Below are 25,403 nucleotides of genomic sequence, written 5' to 3'. Positions count from 1 at the left end.
CTGTGCGACTGTAGCGGGAAGTGGTTCCCGTTACGCCGATGCCTTCGCGGCGATTTTGGCGGCAACGAGCTCGGCAATCTGAACAGCGTTAAGAGCCGCACCCTTGCGTAGGTTGTCATTGCTAATGAAGAGCGCAAGACCACGGCCGTTCGGTACACCCTCGTCCGCGCGAATTCTGCCCACGAAACTCGGGTCGGCACCGGCAGCGTCGAGAGGCGTCGGGATGTCGCTGAGGCTGACACCCGGAGCATCCGCCAGCAATTCCTTCGCCCGCTCCGGGCTCAGGGGCTTGCCGAACTCGGCGTTGATCGACAGCGAATGACCCGTGAACACCGGGACGCGAACGCACGTGCCACTGACCAACAGGCCGGGCAGTTCGAGAATCTTACGGCTCTCGTTGCGCAGCTTCTTCTCTTCGTCGGTCTCGTTGAGCCCGTCGTCGACAATGTTGCCCGCGAGAGGTACAACGTTGAACGCAATGTTCTTGGGGAACTTGTTCGGGGCCGGCATCGTGACCGCCGCGCCATCTTCCACGAGTCCCATCGTGTTTTGGGCGACCGCAGCAGCAGCCTGCTCGAGCAGCTCTTCGCCACCAGCAAGACCAGCGCCCGACACAGCCTGGTACGTACTCACGATGAGGCGTTCAAGGCCCGCTTCGGCATCCAGAACCTTCAATACGGGCATTGCGGCCATCGTGGTGCAGTTCGGGTTCGCAATGATTCCCTTGACTGCCTGATCAATCGCGTGCGGGTTAACCTCACTGACGACCAAAGGAACGTCAGGGTCCATGCGCCAGCCCGAAGAGTTATCGATCACGGTGACACCGGCAGTAGCGAACCGCGGAGCCTGCGCCAACGACGTCGTGGCTCCGGCCGAGAAAATCGCGATATCGAGGCCCGTTGGGTCGGCAATCGACGCATCTTCAACAGTGATCTGCTCACCCTTGAACGGCAGAGTCGTGCCAGCGCTTCGTGCCGACGCGAAGAAGCGAATCTCTGCAACCGGAAAATCGCGCTCCTCAAGCAGACGACGCACAACAGCGCCAACCTGACCCGTTGCACCAACAACACCAATACGGATGCCCGCGTTAACCATGAGACCCTCTACCTGAAACTCTGTGTTCGCCACCATCGCAGCAAACGATGAACAATTATGGCCGACTAGCGACCAGTGCCTGCGTGAACGACCGCGTCTTCATCGCCATCAAGCCCGAATGCGGTGTGGACAACCCGCACCGCCTCTGCAACCGTATCGGCCCGAGTGACAACCGAGATGCGAATCTCACTGGTGGAAATCATCTCCATGTTGATCCCGGCCTCAAATAGCGCCGTAAAGAGTCGCGCCGAAACACCAGCATTCGTGCGCATTCCGCCGCCAACGACCGAGAGCTTTCCGATCTGGTCATCGTGCTGCAGCGACTCAAAGCCAACTTCTTCTTGATGGAACGTCAACGCACGAAGCACGTCTTCGGCATCCGACTTCTTCAAGGTGAATGAAATATCGGTGCGACCCGTGGATGCCAGCGAAACGTTCTGAACGATCATGTCGATGTTGGCATCTGCCGAGGCCACGATCGTAAAGATTTGCGCGGCCTTACCTGGCACGTCGGGAACCCCAACTACCGTGATCTTCGCTTCGCTCAGATCGGAGGCAACACCTGTGATGATTGCTTCTTCCACGCTCTCTCCATCCTTCGGATTGACTACTAACGTGCCTGTGTTGTTGTTGAACGACGACCGCACGTGAATTGTTACCCCGTGCCGACGAGCGTATTCAACCGCGCGCACGTCGAGAACCTTTGCGCCAGAAGCGGCCAGTTCCAACATTTCTTCACACGTGACGACATTGACTTTGCGGGCCGACTTCACGATGCGGGGATCGGCCGTAAAAATGCCATCAACATCGGTGTAAATTTCGCAGGTCTCGGCACCGAGAGCGGCCGCAAGCGCAACCGCTGTTGTATCGGATCCTCCGCGACCGAGAGTAGTGATGTCACCGGTTCCGCGATTGAAGCCTTGGAACCCGGCGACGATCGCGATCGCGCCATCATCGAGCGCTTCTTGCACGCGACGAGGCGAAACCTCCACAATGCGTGCGGCCCCGTGTTGGGCATCCGTGACCATACCGGCTTGGCTGCCGGTGTAGCTGCGGGCGTCAACGCCCAAACTTTTGATGGCCATCGCGAGGAGCGCCATAGAAATTCGTTCGCCCGCGGTCAGCAGCATGTCAAGCTCGCGGCCAGTCGGTACGGGCACGACTTGTTCGGCGAGGTCAAAGAGTTCGTCTGTGGTGTCGCCCATCGCAGAAACTACGACAACGACGTCGTTTCCGGCTTTGCGGGTCTCGACGATCCGTTTTGCGACGCGCTTAATACTCTCAGCGTCGGCAACGGATGAGCCACCGAACTTCTGAACGATGAGGCTCATTGTTCTCCTGAAGCGGGATTTGGCGGGCAAATGCTGCCCAAAGTGCGAGTCTAACGGTGTGCGCACGCCCCGCCGAGTTCGTTACGGGATGCGCTAGCGGTCTACTGTTCGGCGGCCCTCGAAGGCACGGCCGAGTGTGACCTCGTCGGCATATTCCAAATCTCCGCCGACCGGAAGACCCGATGCGAGGCGCGAAATTCGAAGGTTGGGCTGAACCAGAAGCCGCGTCAGATAGGTAGCGGTTGCTTCACCTTCGAGATTGGGGTCGGTCGCGATGATGACTTCTGTGACGACGCCGTCAGCCAACCGGCCTAAGAGTTGCTTGATGCGCAACTGGTCTGGACCGATTCCGTCGATGGGGCTGATAGCTCCACCGAGTACATGATACAGCCCAGAAAATTCGCGAGTGCGCTCGATGGCGACGACATCTTTTGCTTCCTCAACAACGCAGATTGTTGCGGGTGAGCGGCGCGGATCACGACAAATGGAGCAGGTCTCGTGCTCGGTAACATTGCCGCAGATTGCACAGAAATGTACTTTGTCACGGATGTCGTTGAGCAGTTCTGCCAGTCGACGAACGTCGAAGCTTTCCGTCTGAAGAATATGAAATGCAATGCGCTGGGCAGATTTGGGACCAATGCCGGGGAGACGCCCGAGTTCGTCGATCAGTTCTTGAACAATTCCGTCGTACACGGGTTACTCGTCTCTCGGCTGGGGCGTTACGCGTGGAGCAACCTGCTGCTCTTCGATAAAGGTGGCATTCAATAGTTCGCGCACCACTGACTCTCCGTAGCGAGATTTGTCGATCTTTGCTGCCGCAGCTGACATTGATGGTCGTGGCTCTTCCGCTGGCGGGGCGGATGCCGCGTCGGGAGTTGACGCCGGTGTCGATGCCTTGGGGACGTCCTGTTTGGCCGCGCTCGATGCTGCAGCTGCCGCGCTGCGCGACATCGAAGGGTCACCCTCTGGCTCTGGCTCGGATTCGGGGATGGCCGCTACCGCCCATCCGCCAGGCTCACGATCTTCCGCTGGCGCTGGTTCCTCCGGTTCCGGGCCTTCATCGCCGGCGGGCGGAGTGGGTGGAGTTGGCGGAGCGGGTGGAGTGGCGCGAGGCTGAGATTCAGCCGTGGGGGTAGGAGCTGCCGATGAGTTCTGAGGAGCAGTTGCGGCAGGAGCCGGAGAGGTGCCTTCAACGCGTGCCATAAGTGCCGGTTCAAAGCCGAGCACGTGGATGAAGGCTTTCTTTAGGTAATCCCCGACACCTTCGCCAGGGGCGCTGCGCTGCTTGAGCGCATCAACATCGCGTTCACTGGGGAAGGAAAGTACCAGAATTTTGTCATCACGAAGCTCAAGCGGCTTGGCGGTGAAGACGACCATCCACGCCGTGCGCTTGAGCTTTTGCACGACATCCAAGATTTCTGGCCAGGCGTCTTTCACCTGCTGGATTGAGACGGGAGTGGTGCGCGCTGCTGCGGGAGGAGTCGACAGTACGCTGCCGGATTCCGCGGGTTTCGATGAGACCGGGGACGAGACCGAGGGCGCGGCCGGCGCTGGTGGCTCGACACGCGCCGCTGGCGCCGTAACGGGAGGAGTCATTGGTGACCCAGCGGGTGTCGCTGCGGGCGCGGGAGCGGATGGTGTGGCAGCTGCCGCGGGCAACGATCCGTCACCCTCGATGCCGATTCGGCGTTCGAGGCGTTCGACACGAGCGAGCGCACCGCGCTGGGTGTTGTCGCTCGCCGGAACCAAAATGCGCGCAATCATCAGCTCAAGGTGCAGTCGTGGGGATGTCGCCCCCGTCATCTCAGAGAGGGCCGAGTTGATGACGTCGGCGGCGCGGGACAGTTCAGCAGCGCCCAGAGTGTGTGCCTGTTGGGTTATGCGTTCAAGTTGATCCTGCGGGATACCTCGCAAGACACTTGCTGCATGGTCGGCGGTTGCCGCAACAACAATGAGGTCGCGCATCCGCTCAAGAAGATCTTCAACGAAACGGCGCGGATCCTGACCGGTCTGAATGACGCGATCAACTGAAGAGAATGCGGCAGCGGCGTCACCAGAGCCAAGGGCATCAATCACTTCGTCAAGCAGTTCTGCATGGGTATAGCCCAGCAGGGCAACGGCACGTTCGTAGCCGACCATCGCGGTGTCTGAGCCGGCGATCAACTGATCGAGTAGCGAGAGCGTGTCGCGAACCGATCCGCCCCCTGCCCGCACGACGAGCGGCAAAACACCTGGCTCAACTTCTACCTTTTCGCTCTCGGAGAGCTGCTGAACGTAGTCAAGCATTTGAGCGGGCGGCACCAACCGGAATGGGTAGTGGTGAGTGCGCGAACGAATCGTGCCAATCACTTTGTCTGGCTCGGTTGTCGCAAAGATGAACTTCACATGCTCGGGCGGCTCTTCCACAATTTTGAGCATCGCGTTGAAGCCTTGAGGAGTAACCATGTGGGCTTCGTCGAGAATGAAAATCTTGAAACGGTCACGGGCCGGGGCAAACACAGCACGCTCGCGCAAATCACGGGCATCATCAACACCGTTGTGGCTTGCCGCGTCAATCTCAACAACGTCGAGCGATCCACCACCGTCACGAGAAAGTTCAACGCAGGATGGGCAGACGCCACACGGAGTGTCGGTCGGGCCCTCAGCACAGTTCAAACAGCGTGCCAAAATTCGGGCGGATGTCGTCTTGCCACAGCCTCGCGGCCCACTGAACAAATAGGCGTGATTCACACGGTCGGTGCGCAACGCTGTGCGCAGCGGATCGGTCACTTGAGACTGCCCGATGAGTTCAGCAAAAGTCTCGGGCCGGTATCGACGATATAGGGCAGCAACCACGCCCCTAGCGTAGTCGTGCCCGCTGACGATCCCAACGCGCGAAGAGCGATCAGGTCGCGTCAGTAAGTCTCGGTAAAGAATTTTTACGAATCGGGCAATCCATCGCTACGGCGGTTCCGAATCATCTGTGGTCGGCTGGTTACCGATCACCGCCACACCTGATCCTTGGCAAACGTTGTCGAATAGACGTGCAGGGCTCCCCGGGGGAGGCGAGCCCTGCACGCGCTCGATTCTCAAGACACGACATACCGGGCCCCTGTGGTTGCGCGCCGCGGCCGCTGTTGTGCCGAGTAGTTAACGATCCTGCAGTTGTGAGATCACTCGTATGCCGGAATGGTTGGTTCCCCTAAACCTCATTCCTGTCGGCTTACTCAACGCTAGGGCGCACGCGGAAGGCGCACAAGGCACCCAAACCGGGCACACGAAAGACGCTGAGTGCGTCGGATACCCAACGCAGATCTACCTAGAGATTCGACGCAGCGACCGATTCGCGGGCGATCTGAAGTTCCTCATTCGTCGGGATCACCAGAATTTTCACCGGTGAATCGGATGCCGAAATCACGCGCTCGCTTCGGCTCGCTTGAGCGTTGGCTTCGGGATCGATCACAATCCCTAGCCCTTCGAGACCCTCGACGGTTGCGAGGCGCGTGTTCGGGTTGTTCTCTCCAACGCCTGCCGTGAAGACGATGGCATCTGCACCGCCAAGCGCCACCAGGTACGCGCCGAGGTAGTGACGAAGGCGGTGGTAGTAGACGGCGAGCGCCGCCTTGGCGCTCTCGTTTCCCAACTCCGCCGCTGATTGCACGTCGCGCATATCGCCGGTGCCGGTCATTCCCAGCAGGCCGCTTCTACGGTTGAGGAGTTGATCCAATTCGGGCACAGTCATTCCGGCACGACCGAGGTGGAAGAGCGCCCCGGGATCGATATCGCCCGACCGTGTTCCCATGACGAGGCCCTCGAGCGGCGTCATCCCCATCGAGGTATCGATACTGCGACCGCCGTCGATGGCGCACGCCGATGCACCATTGCCGAGGTGAAACACGATGAGTTTGAGTTCACTCAGTTCACGGCCGAGGAGCTCCGCTGCCTTGCCAGCCACGTAGCGGTAGGACGTGCCGTGAAACCCGTACCGCCGTATGCCGTGCTCCCGGGCAACGTCAGCGTCGATTGCATACGTGTAGGCCTCGGGCGAAAGCGTGCCGTGAAATGCGGTATCGAAGACGGCAACGTGGGGAACAGCTGCGAAGGCAGCTCGCGCGGCACGAATGCCCTTCAAGTTTTCCGGGTTGTGCAACGGCGCGAGCACCGAAAGTTCGTCAAGCCGCGCCTCGATCTCATCGGTGATGACGGTAGCCGCCGTGAACTCCGCTCCCCCGTGCACCACACGATGACCAACGACTGCCGGATGCTCGTTCCCGAGCTCCGCCAAAATCTGTCGCATCCCATCGTCGTGGTCTGCCGCTCCCCCACCGCTTTCACCGATGCGTTCCACGATGCCGCCGTTGTAGACGGAGCCGGATTCGGCATCCAGCAGTTCCCATTTGATGGATGAAGAACCCGAGTTCACGACGAAGACCGTTGTCACGAGTGCTTGCCTGCTTTTCGGTGCGTGTTGGACTCGGTGCCGGTCGCGGCTGTGGTGCCGGTCGCAACTGTGGTGCCAGTCGCGGCGGTTGCCTCAACTTGGGCGGCAACCCCTTGAGCCTGAATCGCGGTGATTGCAACGGTGTTCACGATGTCTTGCACAAGCGCACCCCGCGAGAGATCGTTGATGGGTTTGCGGAGGCCCTGCAGTACTGGCCCGATGGCAACCGCTCCGGCACTGCGTTGAACAGCCTTGTAGGTGTTATTGCCGGTGTTGAGATCGGGGAAGATGAAGACCGTAGCTCGGCCGGCGACTTCTGAGTCTGGCATTTTTGATTTGCCAACCGCAGCATCCACTGCCGCGTCATATTGGATGGGCCCATCGACGGCCAGATCTGGTCGGCGTTCGACGACGAGAGCTGTCGCCGCGCGAACCTTGTCGACATCTGCACCACTGCCAGACGACCCCGTCGAGTACGACAGCATCGCAATGCGCTGGTCGATCCCGAACTGTGCGGCCGTCGCAGCCGACGAGATTGCGATGTCAGCGAGCTGGGCGGCATCCGGGTCAGGGTTCACGGCACAGTCGCCGTAAACCAGCACCCGATCTTCGAGACACATCAAGAACACACTCGACACGATTGAGACATCGGGCTTGGTTTTGATGATTTCGAAACTCGGACGAATCGTATGGGCCGTTGTATGGGCTGCCCCAGAAACCATGCCGTCTGCCAGCCCCAAGTGCACCATTATGGTGCCAAAGTAGGACACATCGGTGACCGTCTCGCGGGCGACCTCCATCGTCATGCCCTTGTGGGAACGCAACTTCACATACTCGGTCGCAAACCGTTCGCGTAGTTCTGCATCACAAGGGCTCAGGATGCTCGCAGCCGAGATATCGAGACCAAGCTCAGCCGCACGACCGCGAATTTCTCCCTCGTCTCCCAGGATCGTCAGCTTCGCGACACCGCGACGCAACAACGTGCTCGATGCCCGAAGGATGCGGTCATCTCCGCCTTCAGGAAGAACGATGTGTTGCCGATTCTGCCGCGCACGATCGAGCAACCCATATTCGAACATGAGGGGCGTAACCACCGTTGACGGGTGCAGATCGAGTCGCTGCACGAGCACCTCGGCATCAACATGCTGCTCAAACAGGGCAAGAGCGGTGTCGAACTTGCGGGGCGAATCTGCCGCCAAACGCCCCCGCGTCTTCGTAATAATGCGTGCCGTGTCATAAGTACCGAATCCGGTACGAATAACCGGCAACGACAAATCGAGACCATCGATGAGCAGTTCGATCTGCGGCAACAGGTCAAACCCGCCATTCAGGATGATGCCAGCCAATGACGGGAACGTCTCAGACGCATGCGCCATCAGAGTCGCTAACAGCACATCCGATCGGTCGCCGGCAACCACAACAACCGAACCCTCGATCAGTCGAGTAAGAACGTTCTCCATCGTCATCCCGGCGACAACCACGCCGAGAGCCTCACGCAACAAAAGTTCGCGATCGCCCTTGAGCAGCTCACCATCGACCGCCTCCAGTAGCGATGCCAGACTCGGAGCAATCAAGAAAGGGTCTTCAGGGATCGCCCACACCGGGGTATCCCCACCGACCACAGCACTCACCCCGGCAATAATCTCCGACAGTTGCTCTGGATCAGAACGGTTGACCACCACGCCAACTAATTGTGCGAAAGCGGCATCAAGTTCCTGATGGGCAATCGCATAAACCTGAGCAAGGTCGTCTGGGGTACGGCTCTCGCCATCCTCAGACTGACCACCCAAAACAAGGAGGACCGGGGCTGCCAGGTTCGCCGCGACCCGCGCGTTGTACGACAATTCAGTCGGGCTGCCAACATCCGTGTAATCAGAACCGAGAATCACCACGATGTCGCATTGCGCTTCGACTGCTTTGAATCGCTCAATGATGCGGCTCAGTGCGGCTTCGGGATCGGCATGAACATCGTCATAGCCAACGCCAACAGCATCGTCATAACTGACGTCGACAGCATCATGGCCAAGCAACATCTCGAGAACATAGTCTCGCTCATCGCTGGTTCGGGCGACGGGCCGGAATACCCCGAGCCGTGTCGCTTCACGACTGAGCGTGTCAAGCAGACCGAGGGCGATGGTGGACTTGCCAGCGTGGCCCTCGATGGAAGTAATGTAAATGTTCCTCGCCACCGCTTCAGACTACGCGGCGAACAGGAAACGGGCCCGAAAATCCTCCCCGGCACCGAAAAGAGGAGTCAGTGACGGAAAAGAAAAGACCCCTCGCGCACCCGCCAGAGCCCGGTTACCCTTGCTACGTTTCCGTCCTGGGGGAGTTGGCCTGGATGGCGCCACGCGAGGAGCCGAAACCAGTCTACCCAAATCTTTGGCAGCTCGCGATCGCCCGGGGCAGGCACAACGGTTGCCGCGACGCGCGCCCGATTACCGCTGAACGGTTCACCCCGTTATGATCACATGAGGTCGTTTGCGCTATCGCGCGTTCGATTCGCCAGGAGAATTCGCCTAGTGGCCTATGGCGCACGCTTGGAAAGCGTGTTGGGTGCAAGCCCTCGGGGGTTCGAATCCCCCATTCTCCGCTCTAACCCGTTGTGATCGCGATTTGCGAAAATACGAAGGGAACGCCGTTGCCGCACGAGATCGACAGCAGCGCACCTTTGCGAAATGACTTGCGTCGTCGACTCGGGCCACCAATATCCCTCTTTCGCCGCGGTTTGTTTGCTGGGCTCGCTTTCACCATTCCGGTATTCGGCGTGCTCTACACCCTCACCGTGCCCAACGGCCCGTGGCTAGCTGTTGCTCTAACCCACGTTGCGGCCATAGTCGCGGCCGTTGCGGCATCCGTCTCTTACTTTCGCAGTGCAATCTGGATTGGTCCTGCTTCACCGATGGTGACTGAGCGTGGGTTTTTCTTCGGACGACTCACCCACTTCGCTAAATCCGATGCTGTCTCACTATTGCGGGCAGAGGTTTATACGAGTGATGGCTCAGAGACGCGCCCGCAAATGGTCATCTTGGGCGCGAACAAGAAGCGCCTGCTTCGCATGCGCGGCCAGTATTGGACCCAAGCAGATATGGATGTTGTTGCTGCAGAATTCGACGTTCCCGTCGTCACCATTCCCGGCGCAGTCTCTACCGGTGAACTCCGTGAGGACCACCCACACGCCCTCTACTTCATGGAGCGCCACCCGGTCTTCGTGGCTATCATCGCGGTCGGGGGCACCGTCACTACGGCGGCAATCCTCATGGGTGTGCTCGCGCTCATCCGTTCCATCACTGCCTAGCGGAGCAGCGCCCATAGCGCACGGTGCATAGCAGCCCACTCCGCGTAACGACACCTGTCGCTTGACGGATCACGCCGCTTGACGGGTCACGCCGCTTGACGGATCACGCCGCTCAACGGGTCACGCCGTTTAACGACAAATGCCGCGGTACCGCCACCGCCGAAGCGAATGTCGATACCGCGGCACTCTGCCGTACGGGGAACTAGCTCTTGACTGACCCACTCATTAGTCCGCCGATGAAGTACTTGCCGAGAACGATGTACACGACGAGTGTTGGCAGCGATGCGAGCAGCGCACCAGCCATTGCAGCACCGTAGTTAGCGAGCTGGGCACCCTGTGCCAGGTTGTTGAGCGAGAGCGATACTGGCCCCTCGTTCTGGTTAGACAGGAACAACGCGAACAAGAAGTCGTTCCACGCCGAGGTGAACTGCCAGATGATGGTCACAACGAAGCCGGGCAGCGACAGTGGCAACACGATGCTGCCAAAGGTGCGCAACATCCCGGCACCATCCATGCGGGATGCTTCCATCAACTCGTGCGGAATGCCGGCGTAGTAGTTGCGGAAGATCAGCGTACAAATCGGCAGACCATAAATAACGTGAACAATCAGCAGGGTCGAAATGTCGCTCGGCAACCCCAGCGTTGTCTTCATCTGCACCAGCGGAGTCATGATCGCCTGGTAAGGAATGAACATTCCGAACAGGATGACCGTGAACACGATGTCGGCATACGGGAAGCGCCAGCGGGCGAGCACGAAACCGTTCATTGCGCCCAAGAATGAGGCGATGAGTGCGGCAGGAATCGCCAACAGGAAGGTGCGACCAATGGATGCCGAAAGCGCATTCCACGCGAGCGACCAGTTGTCGAAACCGGTGGGTCCGCCCTCGAGAGCGGGTTCCCAGGGCCAACGAACGGGTAGTCCCCATGAGGTTGCCGGGTTGACATCCTGTGGTGGCTTGAGGCTCGTGACGATAAGCACGTAGACGGGCATGAGGACAACGATCAGGAACAGTACGAGGAACACGTACTTGATGGTGCGACTCACACGCTTGCGGTTTCGGAGCGTCGAATCCCCCGGCATATCCATTTTGCTTGAGATGCGAGGCTTCTTGGTTTCAGTAGTGACGCTCATCGCTGCTTCCTCTCTGAACGAGCCGTATAGATGAGGTAAGGAACGATCAGTACGGCGACGAAGAGCAACAGGATTGTCGCGATCGTTGCGGACTTTGCATAGTCGTTAGCGGTGAGAGCAACCCACAGGTAGGTTGCGGGAACCTCTGTCTGATAGATCGACTTCGTGATCGCCATGATGAGGTCGAAGACCTTAAGCGACATGTGGCCAACGATGATGAGGGCTGAGAGCGCGACGGGGCTCAGCTGGGGGAAGATTACGTAACGGTAGAGCTTCCACTCTGTTGCGCCATCCATGCGGGCTGCTTCACGCAACTCCATCGGGATTCCGCGGAACCCGGAGAGGAACAGCGCCATGACGTAGCCAGCAAGTTGCCAGATCGCTGGCAGGGCGATTGCCGCCATGCCCCAACCCGGTTCACTCCACCACGCGTTTTGGAGAAAGTCGAGACCCATGATCTCGAAAATGCGGTTCAATCCGGATGCGCGATCACCCTCAGCGCTGTTGAGCAACCAGCGCCACACGACACCGGATGCCACGAACGAGATAGCCATCGGGAACAGGAACACCGAGCGGAAGACACCCTCAGCGGTAACGCCCTTGTCGAGCATCCACGCCCACAAGAAGCCGAAAAGCATGGTTCCACCGATGAAGAACACGGTGAAGACACCGAGGTTTTGAAGCGAGTGGATGAAGCGCTCTTCTGCGAAGAGAGCGAAGTAGTTGTCGAGACCAACGAACTCGGTCGCCGGCACAAGACTGTGCCGGTTGCTGAGCGACACCGAAATATTGGCTCCGATCAAGCCATACACGAATACGCCTATGACGATGATCGTCGGTGTGATCAGTAGGAGCGGTGGCCCCCAGTTTTTATAGCCCTTTTTCACGCGCAAGCTCCTCGGTTGCCACGGTAGAAGTGGGTGGGAGCATTACTGCCCCCACCCACCATGTCTCGTTGTGCTAGTTAGCCCTGAGCCTTGTCAGAAGCTGCGACGAGTCCGGAAAGCAGCGATGCTGCGTCGCGGTCGGCACCGAACTTACCAATGGCCGAGGAGATGTCTCCCGACCAGGCAATGCTTGCTGCTGCACCGTGTGCGAGCGAGCTAACAACGGTGTCTTCACCGAACGACTTGATAGCGGTCTGCTGGTACGCGGGGTAGTCAGCGGCAACCGTGTCAGTACGTGCCGGGATCGAACCCTTGGCGAGGTTGAAAGCCTTCTGGCCCTCAGCGGAGCTGATGGTCGTCAGCCAGTCGAGTGCAGCTGCTTCGTGAGGTGCACCAACGGCGAGCGTGAACGAGTCAGCGAGGAAGTCGAAGACTCCTTCGGTGCCGGGGGTTGCCCAAGTGGTGTACTCGTTGTCGTAAGTCCAGCCAGCCTGCTGGAATGCAGACTCGGCCCAGTCACCCATGACGTTGTAACCAGCGTTGCCGTCAAGAACGATTTGCGTTGCAGCATCCCAGTCGAGACCAGCAAAGTCACTGTTGGTGTATTCGAGCAGGTCGCCATAGTGGCCGATCGCAGTTTCTACTCCTGCGTCGTCCCAAGCGGTGTCGCCGGTCCAGAGTCCCGAGTAGCCGTCTGCGCCGAGGTCAGCGATGAGAACGTTTTCGAAGAGCTGCATCTGAGTCCACTCGGTACCGAGTGCGAGAGGCGTCTCGACTCCGGCAGCCTTGAGCTTCTCGAGGTCTGCAAGCCACGCGTCGATGTCAGCGGGGGCAGCCATCGGGTCGATGCCGGCATCCGTGAGCACCTGAGTGTTGGCCCAAACGACATTGGCGCGGTGGATGTTGCTGGGGACGGAGTAGATGGCGCCGTCAACGGTGAGGCGTTCTACGAGGCTCGCGGGGAAGACGTCGGTGAGCCCGTTGTCTTCATAGAACGAGCTGAGGTCTTGAAGTTGACCGGCGTTGATGTAGTCCGTGAGCTCGGCTCCGGCGTGGGCCTGGAACGTGTCCGGCGGGTTGTTAGCTTCGAGACGTGACGCCAACGCAGCCTTTGCGTTGGAGCCAGCGCCGCCAGCTACCGAAGCGTTGATGAACTCGTCATCCGGGTTTTGCTCTTGGAATACCTTGACGAGAGCGTCGAGGCCGACCTTTTCAGATCCTGATGCCCACCAGGTGAATACCTCAACCTGGTTAGCGTTTTCCGGGTCTGACCCGGTGTTGCTTGAGCAGCCCGCGAGAACGAGGCCCAAGGCCACCGCCCCAGCGATAATGGAAAGTGGCTTACGCATTCTGTGTTCCTCCATTGGAAAGTGAGTGCTGTTCCGTTCAAGAAGTGAATCGGACCTTGCCCAGTAAACTGCGAACCGTTGAGTTTGACAAGTGAACGCAACCAGTTTTAGCGAAATTGGATGATCACAATTTGGCAACAGCTATCGGAACGAGCAGGATCCGCGACCCTCGACTCACACAAATTGTCGCCGATAACCCCGGAAACGCGGGGGTATGGCACCGCGTACTGGAACGGAAACAACTCGCGAATGCGCCAAACGGCGCGCTCGCTCTAGCGCCTCTTGAGCGTAGAAAAAATCCCGCGAAGAACCTCTCGCACTACCGTCTGTACAGTTCGTGAACCCAAGACGTCTTCCACAACGTTCGGTTGTTTGCGCGTCGAGGTGCGCTGAGTGGTGCGCGTCGACGACTTTGGCGCAGTCTTCTTGTTCATGTCCTTGAGCGCGCGCTCATACTCCGCCTGCACTTTGGCTTGCTCCTTGGCAGTCGCTTTCGCCACCTTCTCTGCCTCTTCGGCCGCCTCAACCGCGGCATCCGCTTCGGCGGCAGCATTCATCTTCACTGCCAAGATCTCGCGCGCAGACTCCCGATCAACCGCAGTGCCATAGGTCACCATCAACGGTGAAGCCGCAACCGCTGCCTCCATAACACCCGCATCCGTCGGAGACATTGACCCTCGAGGTGCGCGAAGACGAGTCCAAGCCACCGGAGTGGGTGCACCCTTCTCGTTCATCACCGTGATGATTGCTTCACCGGTGGCCAAGCTTGTTAGCACCTCACCGAGGTCATAGCCTGAGGTCGGATAGGTCGACACAGTCGCATTGAGCGCCTTAGCCGAATCCGGAGTGTGCGCTCGTAACTGGTGTTGGAAACGCGAACCGATCTGCGCGAGCACGTCACTCGGAACATCCTTCGGCGTCTGCGTCACGAAAACCACGCCAACACCCTTCGAGCGAATCAACCGAACTGTTTGAGTGATCGAGTCGATGAAATCCTTTGACGCATCATTGAACAACAAGTGCGCTTCGTCGAAGAAGAAGACGAGCTTGGGCTTATCAATGTCTCCCACTTCGGGGAGGTCATTGAAAAGGTCAGCGAGAAGCCACATCAGGAACGTTGAGAACAGCGCCGGTTTGTCATTTACTCCCGGAATTTCGAGCAAACTCACAAGGCCTTTGCCCTCGGCATTAGTGCGCAAGAACAGCGAAGTGTCGATTTCAGGTTCACCAAAGAACGCATCAGCACCCTCGTTGGCGAAGCCAATAAGCTCACGCAAGATGACACCAGCGGTTGCCGAAGAAAGCCCGCCAAGGGTCTTCAACTCGGCTTTGCCATCGTCACTCAGCAGATACTGAACAACGGACCGCAAATCGCTGAGATCGACAAGGGGCAACCCCGCCTGATCTGCGTAATGGAAGATCAGGCCGAGACTCGACTCTTGAGTGTCATTGAGGCCCAGCACTTTCGACAGCAGCAGCGGCCCAAAACTCGACACGGTTGCGCGAATCGGAACGCCAGTGCCCATCCCGCCAAGCGTGAAATATTCGGTCGGGGATGCCGCGGGCTGCCAATCCTGACCGATCGATTCTGTACGTTCCAGCAACCGTTCGCTTGACGTCCCAGCGGTGGCAATGCCGGAAAGGTCCCCCTTGATATCGGCCGCGAAAACGGGGACACCGGCAGCCGAGAGCTGCTCAGCGAGTACCTGCAATGTCTTTGTCTTGCCGGTTCCCGTTGCGCCAGCAACCAAGCCGTGGCGATTGAGCATTGCAATCGGAATGCGCACAGGAACGTCAGAGAGAGCATCACCATTGACGAGCGCTCCCATTTCGAGCACCTCGCCCTCGAACGCATAGCCGTCGCGAATAGCGCTAACTTCATCAGCACTGAGCGGGCCACTTGTCGAATTCGACGAAGCTGACTTCGACACGGCCGGCTCGGGCGCTGCTGGCTCAGGCGCGGCCGCCTCAGGCGCGGCTGGCGTGGACTGCGCTGCTGGCTCAGGCGCTGCTGTCGTGGACTGCGCTGCTTCCGCTAGCGCTGCTTCCGCCTGCGCTGCCTTCGTCTCTGCAGACGCCGCCTCGGCTGACGCGAGCGCGGCCTGTGCTTCCGCTAGGGCCTTCTTGGCTGCTTCTACTTGCGCTGCGGCATCCGTCATGTCCTGAGTTTATCGAACGGGGCCGCGAGTGCCCCTCCGAATAATGAGTCGTGGTGCGTCCGAGTTGTATCGAGGCGCTGTTACCCGGTTTCGGCGGAAAGTTTTCGTGCGAACGGTGCCCACAAAATCACGGCAACGCCAACTCCGATCAGTGCACCGCCGATCGTGTCGCTGAGCCAATGCGCGCCCAAGTAGGTGCGGCTGACCATCATCAGGATCGTGTAGATAATGCCGGCGATCCAGACCCAGCGCCGTTGCAGCAAGATGATGAGCACCACAGCAAGCGTCGCCGCGTTTGCAACATGCCCAGAAGGGAATGAACCAAGATCGGACGTAACCAGAATCTCTGTTGGCCGTGCGCGACCGAAGGTGGTCTTGAGGAGTTGGACAACTCCCGCGCTCGCTGCAGCGGCTGCGATGAAATAGAACGCAGCCCATCGTCGCTTGGCAAGAAAAAACGCGAGTGCGCCACCCAAAGGAACAACGAACACACCGAACCAGCCGCCGCCGATGAAGTTCATGGCCAGCGCTGGCATTGTGAAGAGCGGAGAGCGGATGTTCACAAAGTCCGCGAGCAGGAGTTGATCAAGGCTGAACGGGCTGTTGCGCGTAGCTATCAGCACTCCGAGCACAACAGCGAGAGCAAGTGCGCCAACCCCGCTGATGAGCGGCCACAGTGCGGTGATGCGGCGCGCGTCCGCGTGAGGGAGATCGTTGTTCACTCTCCTACGCTAGCGGCGCATCCTCACAATTCGCTCTATGCGTGCCGACCCACGACTGTGCCTGGCCGCTCACAATCAGCGCTTGAGCGACCTCAGAGCGATCGATCGTTTTCTACCGCGAGAGGGCGGGCACCGAGCGCGGACGTACAACGGTCCACATCACGATGATGGAGACAATCGCGGTGCATCCCATGACGATGCCCATAGGAATCGCGTTGGTAATTCCGAACGCTCCCACAATGGGTGAGGTAAGACCGGCCAAACCAAAGTTCACGGCTCCCAGAACGGATGCTGCAGTAGCAGCCTCTCCCCCATGATTTGCCAGCGCCAACACTTGGGTGCAGGGGAACGAGAAACCACACGCCATGACAAAGAAGAACAGAGGAATCAGCACGGTAATCAGGTCGCCGTTCACCACATCCAAGAAGACGATGGTGGATGCAGACAGCAGCAGCATGACACCAGCCCCCGCAAGGATCCACTGTGGGCCGACATACCGCATGAGGAATGCACTCGTTTGAACACCGATTACGACGCCGATGGAGTTCACGGCAAAAACAAGCCCAAAAGCTTGCGGGTCAAGACCATAGACGTTTTGTAGCAGGAATGGAGACGAAGCGAGGTAGGCGAATAGCCCGGAGAACGTCATGCCCGCAATGATTGCGGTGCCCACGAATACGCGGTCGGTGAAGAGTGACTTGTAGCGCTCACGAGTGGTGGCATGGCCGAAGTCGCGGCGACGTGCGGCTGGGAGGGTCTCGACGATGAAGAACCAGGCAGCCATCAACACGAGTGCGCCATAGATTGCGAGGAAGACAAACATTCCACGCCACGGGGTAATCAGTAGCAGTTGCGAACCGATGAGCGGGGCCAGAATCGGTGCCAAGCCCTGCACGAGCGCTAGCCGAGACAACATGCGCACGAGCGGTAAACCTCCGAAGAGGTCACGAACGACAGCCATGGCGACCACAGCGCCCGCAGCAGCGCCCATGCCTTGAATGAGCCGGAACACGAACAGCAACTCGATATTGCCGGCGAGCGCCACTCCGAGACTCGCTAACAAGTGAACGCTTGTAGCAACGATCAGTGGCAGGCGCCGACCGAGGCGATCGCTCAGCGGGCCGACAATCAGTTGACCGAGGGCAAAACCAAGCGTGGTCGCGGTAAGCGTGAGCTGCACAACGGCAGCCGTTGTCTGCAGATCTGCTTCAATCAGCGGAAATGCTGGGAGGTAGAGATCAACGGTGAACGGGCCGAGGGCAGTCAGCGCCCCAAGCACCAAAACATAGACAAGTCTTTGGCGAGCAGAGAGCGAGTCACCGGGATGAACAACGGTAGTCAATCTAATCCTTGCGTAGAGAGTGCCCGATGTGGGCGCGACAGAAAGCAATGTGTCCGCAACCCCGAGGACTATGCCAGCCTACGCCCGCTTCGACGGACTCTGCGACGCCGCAAAAGTCGGGTTAAGACACGTCAACTAGTCGGTACGGTTTTGTTCCGCATACAACCGCGAGTAGACGCCGCCCAGAGTGATGAGCTCGCTGTGGGTTCCCCGTTCCACGATCGAACCACCATCAACAACGAAAATCACGTCGGCGGAACGCACCGTCGACAAGCGGTGCGCTACAGCAATGGTCGTACGGCCCCGCGATGCAGTGTCCAGTGCACCTTGAACGGTGCGCTCCGAAATGGAATCCAAGGCACTAGTTGCTTCATCAAGGATGAGCACGCTCGGGTCCTTGAGAAGCACCCTAGCGATCGCGATGCGCTGCTTCTCCCCGCCCGACAGGCGGTAACCGCGCTCCCCGACCACGGTTGCGTACCCTTCGGGGAACGACATGATCGTGTTGTGGATATTGGCCGCGCGGGCGGCCGCCTCGAGTTGATCGATTGTGGCGTCCGGTCGTGCATAGGAGAGGTTTTCGGCGATCGTCGCATGAAAGAGGTACGTCTCTTGACTCACGATGCCAATGTTTTGGATGAGTGAGTCTTGCGTGAGATCTCGCACATCATCGCCGGCGAAAAGTACTCTGCCCTCGCTCGCTTCGTGCAGACGAGGGATCAGATACGAGACCGTTGTCTTTCCAGCACCAGACGGCCCGACAAAGGCAGCGTACTGCCCAGGCTCGATCGAGAATGAGACCGAGTCGAGAGTGGCCTTAGTGGATGCGTCAGCATCCGGATATCTAAAGGTCACGTTGTCGAACGCGACGGCGCCAAGCGCTTTGGGCCGGACCTCGTGGGCATCAGGCTTATCGGTGATGGCCGGCTTGAGGTCAAGGTACTCGAAGATGCGGGCAAAGAGTGCCGAAGATGTTTGCAGATCAAGCGCAACGCGCATGAGACCAAGCAGGGGGAACATGAGCCGCGCCTGAACTGTAGTGAAGGCAACAATTGTGCCCGCAGTGACATCGACACCATCGGTAATCAGATAGGCGGCGACGACGTAGACAATCGCGGGGATGATGGAGAGGAAGATGTTGACGGTCGCGAAGAACCATTGCCCACTCATCTGTTGGCGCACTTGAAGGCCAACCTGCTGCTCATTTTCGTCGGAGTAGCGTTCGGTTTCCACGTCTTGTTGGTTGAAGCTCTTCGACAGCAGGATGCCTGAAACACTGAGTGACTCTTGAGTGATCGCCGTCATGTTGCTCAGTGACTCTTGAGTTTTGGTGGCGATTCGCGCACGAACTTGACCGACTCGGCGTTGGGCAATAACGATGCCTGGCAGCACGATGATGGCGACGATCGTGAGCTGCCAGCTGAGAACCAGCATGCTGATGAACGCGGCGATCACTGTCACCGTATTGCCGATAACGCTCGAGACAGTGTTGTTCAATACTCCGGCGACACCACCGACGTCGTTCTGGAGTCGTGATTGGATGATGCCGGTCTTGGTTCGCGTGAAGAAAGCGAGTTCCATGTGCTGGAGTTGGTCAAAAAGCCGTACCCGAAGGGCACCCATGACCTTGTTGCCGACTGTTGCTGTGAGAAAGGTCTGCCACACGCCGAGGGCTGCGGATGCAACCCAGAGTCCGACCATGATGCTGACGAGTTGCATCAATATGGGAATGTTGGGCCCGCCAGCGGGGAACAGCCCCTCGTCGAACGCTTGCTTCGTGAGCAATGGTGGGAGAACGCTAACCGCAGCGCCAATGAGCACGAGCGTGATGGTGAGCGCTAGAGCCGCGCGGTGGGGCTCAAAGAGTTCTGCGATACGCCGCAAGAGGTGAGGAACTTTGGGGGCTGCTGCGTTGGCGGCTTTCTGTGCCGAATAGTCGCCGCCGCTGACCCGACCGCCACGATGGGGGCCACCTACTGTGCTCATAGTTCGAGACTAGTTCGCGAAAACCTCGTTAACGGCCAATCGCACAGCGCAAGAGTGCGCTGTGCGAGAAACCGTGAGAGAAGGTTCGGCGGGCAACCGAAGTTACCCGCCGAACAGTCGGGATCAGCCTTCGCGAACTACCGAACGTCGTCGCGCCACGCTGAACCCTACGAGCACCAATCCGAGCTGCAGGAACCCGAGTCCAGCGAGTGTCGGAGCGATTGTGCTCGAGCCTGTGAACGCCAATGTCGGCAGGTCTAGTGTCGGCAAGTCAACCGTCGGGGGCACCGTTGTGGGTGGCTCCTCGGGGGGAAGCGGGAACGTGGGCAGGTCGCACAGTTCCAGCGTGATGTCGCCTTCGGCGCTCAATGTCTTGTCGGCGTTGACGATCGAGACGGTGTAGGTCTCTCCGTTCGGCACGTCGGTGATGTTGAGCGAAAGTGTGGGCAGGTCCGCTTCGAAGGTAATCGGTGCGATTCCTTCGACTGCCTTGCCGGTCACCTTGTTGATGACTGTGACGGTGTAGTTCTGGCCGACAACGAGCTCGCTTGCGGAGACCGCGATTGTCGATGCACCCAGTACGTTGCACTCGGTCTGGCTAATCATCACGATCGGGTTTCCCGGGCATGCGGCGAGATACATGTCGGCAGCAGCGGTGACAGTGGGATCCGACAGCGTGTCCGTTACCACTACGCGGTAGCTTTTCTCCGGGGCGAGCCCGTCGAAGGTGAACTTCTGTGCGTCAGCGGTTCGCGAATCAAGCTTCTGGGCTGCACCAACGGCGACATTGTCGCGCATGAGTGTGACGGTGTAGTCGCGGCCGACGCTGAAGTTGGACACGGTAGCGGTGAGTGCCGCGGTGCCACCAGGAGCCGTGCACTGTTCGGCGGTCAGTTCGACCGTCGTGTCGTTAGTGGCACACGGAAGCAGCGTTGCAGAAGCACTCGCTGTGTTGTTGGGCAACATGACATCAGTAACCGTTGCCGTGTACGTGCCTTCGGCGAGGTTTTTCAGTTCAGCATCAAAACGGTCAGTAGTCGCAACAAAGTTGCTGTTCGTGAGTACCGGCTTGTTAGCCGGGTCGGTGATGACCACGGTGTACGAGCGGCCAGGAACGAGGCCCTCAACCGCAACCGTGATTTCGCCTTCAGCATCGCCAGAGACGACGTTGCACTGGGTAGCCATCAGGGTCGGCTTGACGAGCAGTTCGGGGCACGGAAGGAATGTGTGCGTTGCGCTCTTCAGCGGCACAGCCTTTGCTGCCCCCGTGTCTACAACAGTCGCGTAGTAGCTAGCCGAGGGTGTTGCCGGTGAGTTGTAGGCACCTGTTGCTGAGTTAGCGACGAAGGTGTGGCTGTCAACGACGGCGTCTGAGCCAGCGTTGACGATACTGACGCGGTATTCGCGACCAATGACGAGGCCACTGAGGTTCACCTTGATGGATGCGCCTTCACCAGGAACGCTGCACTCGTTGGGAACAATGGCGATTCTTGAAGTCTCGGGACAAGCGAGCGACTGAACCGTCTTGCAGGCCGTAAGAGCACGGTTGGTGGTGTCTGTGATCTTCACCTCATAGGTTCCGCCTGCGACCATTCCCTGCCACGTGTAGCTACCAGTGGTCTGAGTCGGCGTGTACATGACTGTTTGGGTTCCCGCAGCGCCGCCAGAAAGAGTCAGTTCATACTTGCGATCCGCGACGAGTCCCTTGAAGGTTGCAGTGATTCCGGTGGTGCCGCCGGGTACATCACAGCTCGATGCCGTGACGTTGACGATGCTCTGAGAGACACACGGCGTTGACGTCTTCGTCCACGTACGGTTCCAACTGGTGTTCGTCGGGTCGTTCCACGCTGTCACCGATGCGGTGAAGGTGTGGGCATCAGTGGAGTTGGGGAACGCAAAGAAGTGCTCACCGTTCTTGCTGAAGGGAATTACTTGCTCTTTGCCACCCTCAAGCTGGAACTTGATGAGGTTTTGCTGGCCTTCGCGAGAACCGCTTGCCTCGTAGTACTTACCGGTTACCGTGACGCCTTCACACGTGACAGAGATGCTCGGCGTGTGAGCTTCGGCAGCCGATGACACAGAGACAACAGCCAAGCCAGATCCAACTACCAGGGCCAAAGCAACGATCGCGGAAATACCGCGAGTGTCACGCAAAGACCAACGCTTTCGCGGTTGTCCAGTGGACTTATCGAATCGGGGGGTTCGATTTGCGGCGCGCCAACGCACCTTAAAGTTATTCACTTCGGGATTCGCTCTCGGGTAGCGAACGACTCGGAACATATTCGAACCTGACGCGCGGGGAAGCGAGTCAGACCGGCGGGGGATTCCGGGTAGCTCTATCGGGATGTGTCACACGTTCGGGGGTCAATAATGCAACGTGCCCATTATGGGGGGTTCACAGAAACAAACGCAAGCCAGACACGCCGATACCTGCGGCGGGGTAGTCTTACTACTCTCGCGTCACCCACCCGACTAGGCGAGAACCACGAACTCATCGAGACAATAGTTTCGAAGAGGGGGTAGAAGATGGCGACAGCCGATGTGAGAACGCTTGAGCGCGCCTTCGACGCGGCTCAAACCGACGAAGGTATTGCCGCCGCGCTCACTGAACTCAGCAAGGTTTGGCCGCAACTGGTGGGCTCCGATGGCTCACGAATCCGTCAACTCCTCGATTCCGCAGCTCCCGAACTGTGGCACAACGACCCATGGCTCGTAACGTGTTATGCCGCAAGCTTTCGATCGCTTGATGCAACAAACCGGTCAGCCGCCCTTCCTTACTTCGAGGCAGCGCTAGCGTTACTCAGTCCAACAACTCCCCCGTTGGTGCGCGCTACGCATCACCTTCATCATTCTGCGGCCCTCCGTTCGCTCGGACGACTTGACGAAGCATTGGCATCAATTACCATCGCGCACTCAATTGTCGAGAGTCCCGATGTCATTCCCCTGGCCAAACGAATTCCGCTCACTGCCGAAATCGCGTTGCACCGCGGCGCCGTCTACCTACACGGTGGTGACTTCGACCGTGCGAAGGCCGACTATCGCATTGCAGGGTCGCTCGCCGAAACGAATCTAGGTGTAGCAGATCAGCTTGAGGTTTTCGGTGGCCTGGCGCTCATCCAGTTCTTCCTCGGAGACTTTGAACATGCGTTGAGCTATGTCTCGAGGGCAGAGTCCACCGGCGCTAGTCCGGCGCTCCGGGACAGCCGCTTTAACGCTCCTGCGTTGATCGCCGACCTACTGATCAGCGTAAACCAGCGGGGTGCTGACGCCGCAGACGGCAAGATCGCGCGGGTGAAATCGGCGATTGTTGAAACCGACTGGGAGCCGTTAGGACTCTATGCGCAAGCGTTCGTTGAGCTGTTCGTTGGCAAACCCCACGAAGGCCTCGACCTGTTGCGTTCGTCGCTTCATGCCCTCGACGGTTGGCAACCTGTCGGATTCGTTGCTACCGAGATTGGCGGTTCGCGAACGGCAGCGTTCCTGCAGCTTGGCGACTCTGGGACAGCGTGGGATGTTTTGGCACAGCTCTTCCCCACGCAACATCACACCGTGTGCCCGAGCCGGCTCGTCGCTCACTTGCGATTTGTCACGGGTGACTACCGCGGTGCGCTAGAGGCGTTGCGCGATTGCGAAACTCTCGGCGACGCTCACTCGAGCCGAAACCTTGCCGATGTATTTCTTCTCAAGGCCGCAGCGAACTTCTGCCTGGGAAACGAAGAGGCATCGGATGTCGCCTTCGATCGATCTTTGCGACTGGCGGCGCGCAATCGTCTGTTCAGCCCTTTCCGGCTCGTGCCAAGTGAGACTGTTCAGTCGATGCTCACTCGGGCGGCTGCCCGAAACCAGCCTCTGGAGGTTGGCGCCCTAGTGAAGCGGCTCGATGGCCTAACGGTAGTCATCCGGCCTCAAGATTCGTTGTCGCTGAGTGAGCGGGAGCGTGCCATCGCCAAGGAACTCGTTCGGGGAAGCAGTTCTGCCCAGATCGCTGAGACCCTTTACATTTCGGTCAATACCGTGAAGTCGCATCTTAAGAACATCTACAGGAAGCTTGGAGTGACCTCGCGGACCGAAGCGATCTATAAATCTCGGGAGTTGGGGCTCCAAGTGGAGATCACCCGCGACTAACCCGCCATTCACCCTTTCGGGTGTTGCCGGATATGTTTGCCCTCGATACATTTGGTAGACCACTTCCGCTGGTTCCGCATATCGTTGCGTGGCCAGCGGTTCTCGTGCCGTATTTCCGTCTCCGGAACCTGATCCCTGGTGTCAACGGAATCGGCACGTTGGTGGGGCGCTCGGCTGGTTACCAGGCGCCCCACCCCCTCTTCCCGGCTTGCTCCTCCGGCCTGCGACTGGCGAGTTCGTCAACGCACACGCACCAAGTGGTCTCCCGTCCTGCGCGTTAACGCAGAAAAGCGCCACCCCGAAGGGTGACGCTTTTCTGGCTAAGCATGCCTCCAATGAGGCCAGATCCTAATTAAAGGATGTGACTACTTAAGGGTTACGGTTGCGCCGGCTTCTTCAAGAGCAGCCTTTGCCTTCTCCGCAGCGTCCTTGCTTGCACCCTCGAGTACAACGCTAGGTGCGCCATCAACAACTGCCTTCGCCTCACCGAGACCGAGGCTCGTGAGGGTGCGCACCTCCTTGATGACCTGGATCTTCTTCTCGCCAGCTGACTCGAGAACGACGTCGAATGAGTCCTTCTCTTCAACTTCTTCAGCGGCAGCAGGTGCACCAGCAGCTGCAACAGCAACCGGGGCAGCAGCAGTAACTTCGAAGACCTCTTCGAACTTCTTAACGAACTCGCTGAGCTCGATGAGGGTCAGTTCCTTGAAGGCCTCAATGAGGTCGTCGCTTGACATTTTTGCCATGATTTTCTCCTATATTTCTTAAGCTAATTAACCCGCGCGTTACTGCGCGGAATCCTGCTTCTCGCGCAGCGCGTCGACCGTGCGAACGGCCTGAGCGAGCGGTGCGTTGAACAGATACGCGGCGCCGAACAGTGAAGCCTTTGCTGCTCCTGCAAACTTCGCAAGGAGCACCTCCCGGCTTTCCAGGTCGGCCAGCTTGGTGACCTCTGCAGCGGTGAGCGCGTTACCGTCAAAGTAACCACCCTTCACCACGAGAAGAGGATTTGCCTTGGCAAAGTCACGCATAGCCTTCGCAACGGTGACTGGGTCCCCGTGTACGAATGCGATTGCAGATGGACCAACAAGTTCCTCGTCGAATGACGAGATTCCTGCGGCGTTAGCTGCAATCTTTGTCAGCGTGTTCTTCACCACGGCGTATGTTGCGTGCTCACTGATTGACTTGCGCAGCGTCTTGAGCTGGGCAACAGTGAGTCCGCGATACTCGGTTAGCAGAACGGCGGTCGAGTTGCGGAATAGATCCGTAAGCTCGGCGACCGATGCTTCCTTGTTCGCCATGGTGCTCCCTACTGGTTGATGTGTGTCTGCCTCAGAGCCGCACGGAAGTGTAAAGAGTGGCTGGAAACTAGAAAAGCTCCGGCTCTACTGCGCTAACGCAGAGGCACGGAGCTGAGTTGCGGCCAGATCTGGCCGAAAAACTACTTCACACACCTGCGCTGGCCTTCGTTTTCACGAACTTCGATCGCACACACTTTCGCGCATGCAAACGACCGGCGGTCTTTGGCTTCGGTAAGACTACGGGATCACCGGCGTA

General features: G+C 58.8%; 18 protein-coding genes, 1 tRNA gene and 1 other RNA gene. 3 read left to right on the top strand and 17 right to left on the bottom strand.

Annotated features, from left to right (window positions below):
- Positions 1-30: 30 nt before the first annotated feature.
- The 7 genes from AC061P_RS02270 to ffs form a co-directional block, all read right to left on the bottom strand.
- Positions 31-1,131, bottom strand: a complete 1,101-nt coding sequence (locus AC061P_RS02270; RefSeq protein ID WP_449648341.1) for an aspartate-semialdehyde dehydrogenase — start codon at positions 1,129-1,131, stop codon at positions 31-33.
- A 29-nt stretch (positions 1,132-1,160) separates the two neighbouring features.
- Entirely contained in the window at positions 1,161-2,426 is a 1,266-nt protein-coding gene (locus tag AC061P_RS02265; RefSeq protein ID WP_449648342.1) for an aspartate kinase, read from the bottom strand.
- Positions 2,427-2,519: 93 nt separating this feature from the next.
- Positions 2,520-3,119 carry a recombination mediator RecR gene (recR, locus tag AC061P_RS02260; protein WP_449648343.1) on the bottom strand — a complete coding sequence of 200 codons (600 nt, stop codon included), beginning with the start codon at positions 3,117-3,119 and terminating at the stop codon, positions 2,520-2,522.
- Between the two features lie 3 nt (positions 3,120-3,122).
- On the bottom strand, positions 3,123-5,261 hold the full coding sequence (locus AC061P_RS02255; RefSeq protein WP_480391696.1) for a DNA polymerase III subunit gamma and tau: 2,139 nt from the start codon (positions 5,259-5,261) through the stop codon (positions 3,123-3,125).
- Positions 5,262-5,724: 463 nt separating this feature from the next.
- Entirely contained in the window at positions 5,725-6,846 is a 1,122-nt protein-coding gene (locus tag AC061P_RS02250) for an acetate/propionate family kinase (RefSeq protein WP_480391695.1), read from the bottom strand.
- The gene (gene pta / locus AC061P_RS02245; RefSeq protein WP_480391694.1) at positions 6,843-9,035 is read right to left on the bottom strand and encodes a phosphate acetyltransferase; all 2,193 of its coding nucleotides are present in this window, start codon (positions 9,033-9,035) and stop codon (positions 6,843-6,845) included. Before pta ends, AC061P_RS02250 begins: the two co-directional genes overlap by 4 nt.
- Before the next feature lie 78 nt (positions 9,036-9,113).
- An RNA gene (gene ffs, locus AC061P_RS02240) (signal recognition particle sRNA small type) lies at positions 9,114-9,210 on the bottom strand.
- 144 nt (positions 9,211-9,354) lie between these two features.
- Between ffs and AC061P_RS02235 the strand changes: the two genes are divergently transcribed.
- Both AC061P_RS02235 and AC061P_RS02230 read left to right on the top strand, forming a co-directional pair.
- Positions 9,355-9,439, top strand: a tRNA-Ser gene (locus AC061P_RS02235).
- A gap of 48 nt (positions 9,440-9,487) precedes the next feature.
- Positions 9,488-10,144, top strand: coding sequence for a hypothetical protein (locus AC061P_RS02230; protein ID WP_480391693.1), 657 nt, complete (start codon positions 9,488-9,490; stop codon positions 10,142-10,144).
- Positions 10,145-10,346: 202 nt separating this feature from the next.
- Here the strand turns inward: AC061P_RS02230 and AC061P_RS02225 are convergent, their stop codons facing one another.
- The 8 genes from AC061P_RS02225 to AC061P_RS02190 form a co-directional block, all read right to left on the bottom strand.
- A complete protein-coding gene (locus tag AC061P_RS02225; protein ID WP_480391692.1) occupies positions 10,347-11,276 on the bottom strand; it encodes a carbohydrate ABC transporter permease in 930 nt (309 codons plus the stop codon).
- Entirely contained in the window at positions 11,273-12,163 is an 891-nt protein-coding gene (locus AC061P_RS02220) for a carbohydrate ABC transporter permease (protein ID WP_449648349.1), read from the bottom strand. Before AC061P_RS02220 ends, AC061P_RS02225 begins: the two co-directional genes overlap by 4 nt.
- Positions 12,164-12,240: 77 nt before the next feature.
- Complete coding sequence (locus AC061P_RS02215) at positions 12,241-13,512, bottom strand: ABC transporter substrate-binding protein (RefSeq protein WP_480391691.1); 1,272 nt, start codon at positions 13,510-13,512, stop codon at positions 12,241-12,243.
- A 272-nt stretch (positions 13,513-13,784) separates the two neighbouring features.
- Positions 13,785-15,671, bottom strand: coding sequence for a helicase HerA-like domain-containing protein (locus AC061P_RS02210; protein ID WP_480391690.1), 1,887 nt, complete (start codon positions 15,669-15,671; stop codon positions 13,785-13,787).
- Between the two features lie 80 nt (positions 15,672-15,751).
- The gene (locus AC061P_RS02205; RefSeq protein ID WP_449648352.1) at positions 15,752-16,393 is read right to left on the bottom strand and encodes a phosphatase PAP2 family protein; all 642 of its coding nucleotides are present in this window, start codon (positions 16,391-16,393) and stop codon (positions 15,752-15,754) included.
- A 112-nt stretch (positions 16,394-16,505) separates the two neighbouring features.
- Positions 16,506-17,735, bottom strand: a complete 1,230-nt coding sequence (locus tag AC061P_RS02200) for a multidrug effflux MFS transporter (RefSeq protein ID WP_480391689.1) — start codon at positions 17,733-17,735, stop codon at positions 16,506-16,508.
- Positions 17,736-17,870: 135 nt separating this feature from the next.
- Positions 17,871-19,721 (bottom strand): ABC transporter ATP-binding protein, encoded by a 1,851-nt coding sequence (locus AC061P_RS02195; RefSeq protein WP_449648354.1) that lies wholly within the window; start codon positions 19,719-19,721, stop codon positions 17,871-17,873.
- Between the two features lie 123 nt (positions 19,722-19,844).
- On the bottom strand, positions 19,845-21,875 hold the full coding sequence (locus AC061P_RS02190; protein ID WP_480391688.1) for an RTX toxin: 2,031 nt from the start codon (positions 21,873-21,875) through the stop codon (positions 19,845-19,847).
- A gap of 372 nt (positions 21,876-22,247) precedes the next feature.
- Between AC061P_RS02190 and AC061P_RS02185 the strand changes: the two genes are divergently transcribed.
- Entirely contained in the window at positions 22,248-23,846 is a 1,599-nt protein-coding gene (locus AC061P_RS02185) for a helix-turn-helix transcriptional regulator (protein ID WP_480391687.1), read from the top strand.
- Positions 23,847-24,211: 365 nt separating this feature from the next.
- Here the strand turns inward: AC061P_RS02185 and rplL are convergent, their stop codons facing one another.
- Both rplL and rplJ read right to left on the bottom strand, forming a co-directional pair.
- Positions 24,212-24,592: a 50S ribosomal protein L7/L12 gene (gene rplL / locus AC061P_RS02180; RefSeq protein ID WP_449648357.1), complete on the bottom strand. Its 381-nt coding sequence runs from the start codon at positions 24,590-24,592 to the stop codon at positions 24,212-24,214.
- A 39-nt stretch (positions 24,593-24,631) separates the two neighbouring features.
- Positions 24,632-25,147 carry a 50S ribosomal protein L10 gene (gene rplJ, locus AC061P_RS02175; protein WP_449625201.1) on the bottom strand — a complete coding sequence of 172 codons (516 nt, stop codon included), beginning with the start codon at positions 25,145-25,147 and terminating at the stop codon, positions 24,632-24,634.
- Positions 25,148-25,403 lie beyond the last annotated feature (256 nt).

This window comes from Rhodoglobus sp. G.S.4 (genome assembly GCF_056619605.1).
The sequence above is the reverse complement of the archived record's forward strand: the minus strand, read 5'-3'. Positions and strand labels throughout refer to the sequence as shown.

Coding starts and splice junctions, on each gene's coding strand:
- AC061P_RS02270 (WP_449648341.1), bottom strand. CDS start 1,131: ATGGTGGCGAACACAGAGTTTCAGGTAGAGGGTCTCATGGTTAACGCG.
- AC061P_RS02265 (WP_449648342.1), bottom strand. CDS start 2,426: ATGAGCCTCATCGTTCAGAAGTTCGGTGGCTCATCCGTTGCCGACGCT.
- AC061P_RS02225 (WP_480391692.1), bottom strand. CDS start 11,276: ATGAGCGTCACTACTGAAACCAAGAAGCCTCGCATCTCAAGCAAAATG.
- AC061P_RS02215 (WP_480391691.1), bottom strand. CDS start 13,512: ATGCGTAAGCCACTTTCCATTATCGCTGGGGCGGTGGCCTTGGGCCTC.
- AC061P_RS02210 (WP_480391690.1), bottom strand. CDS start 15,671: ATGACGGATGCCGCAGCGCAAGTAGAAGCAGCCAAGAAGGCCCTAGCG.
- AC061P_RS02195 (WP_449648354.1), bottom strand. CDS start 19,721: ATGAGCACAGTAGGTGGCCCCCATCGTGGCGGTCGGGTCAGCGGCGGC.
- AC061P_RS02185 (WP_480391687.1), top strand. CDS start 22,248: ATGGCGACAGCCGATGTGAGAACGCTTGAGCGCGCCTTCGACGCGGCT.
- rplL (WP_449648357.1), bottom strand. CDS start 24,592: ATGGCAAAAATGTCAAGCGACGACCTCATTGAGGCCTTCAAGGAACTG.
- rplJ (WP_449625201.1), bottom strand. CDS start 25,147: ATGGCGAACAAGGAAGCATCGGTCGCCGAGCTTACGGATCTATTCCGC.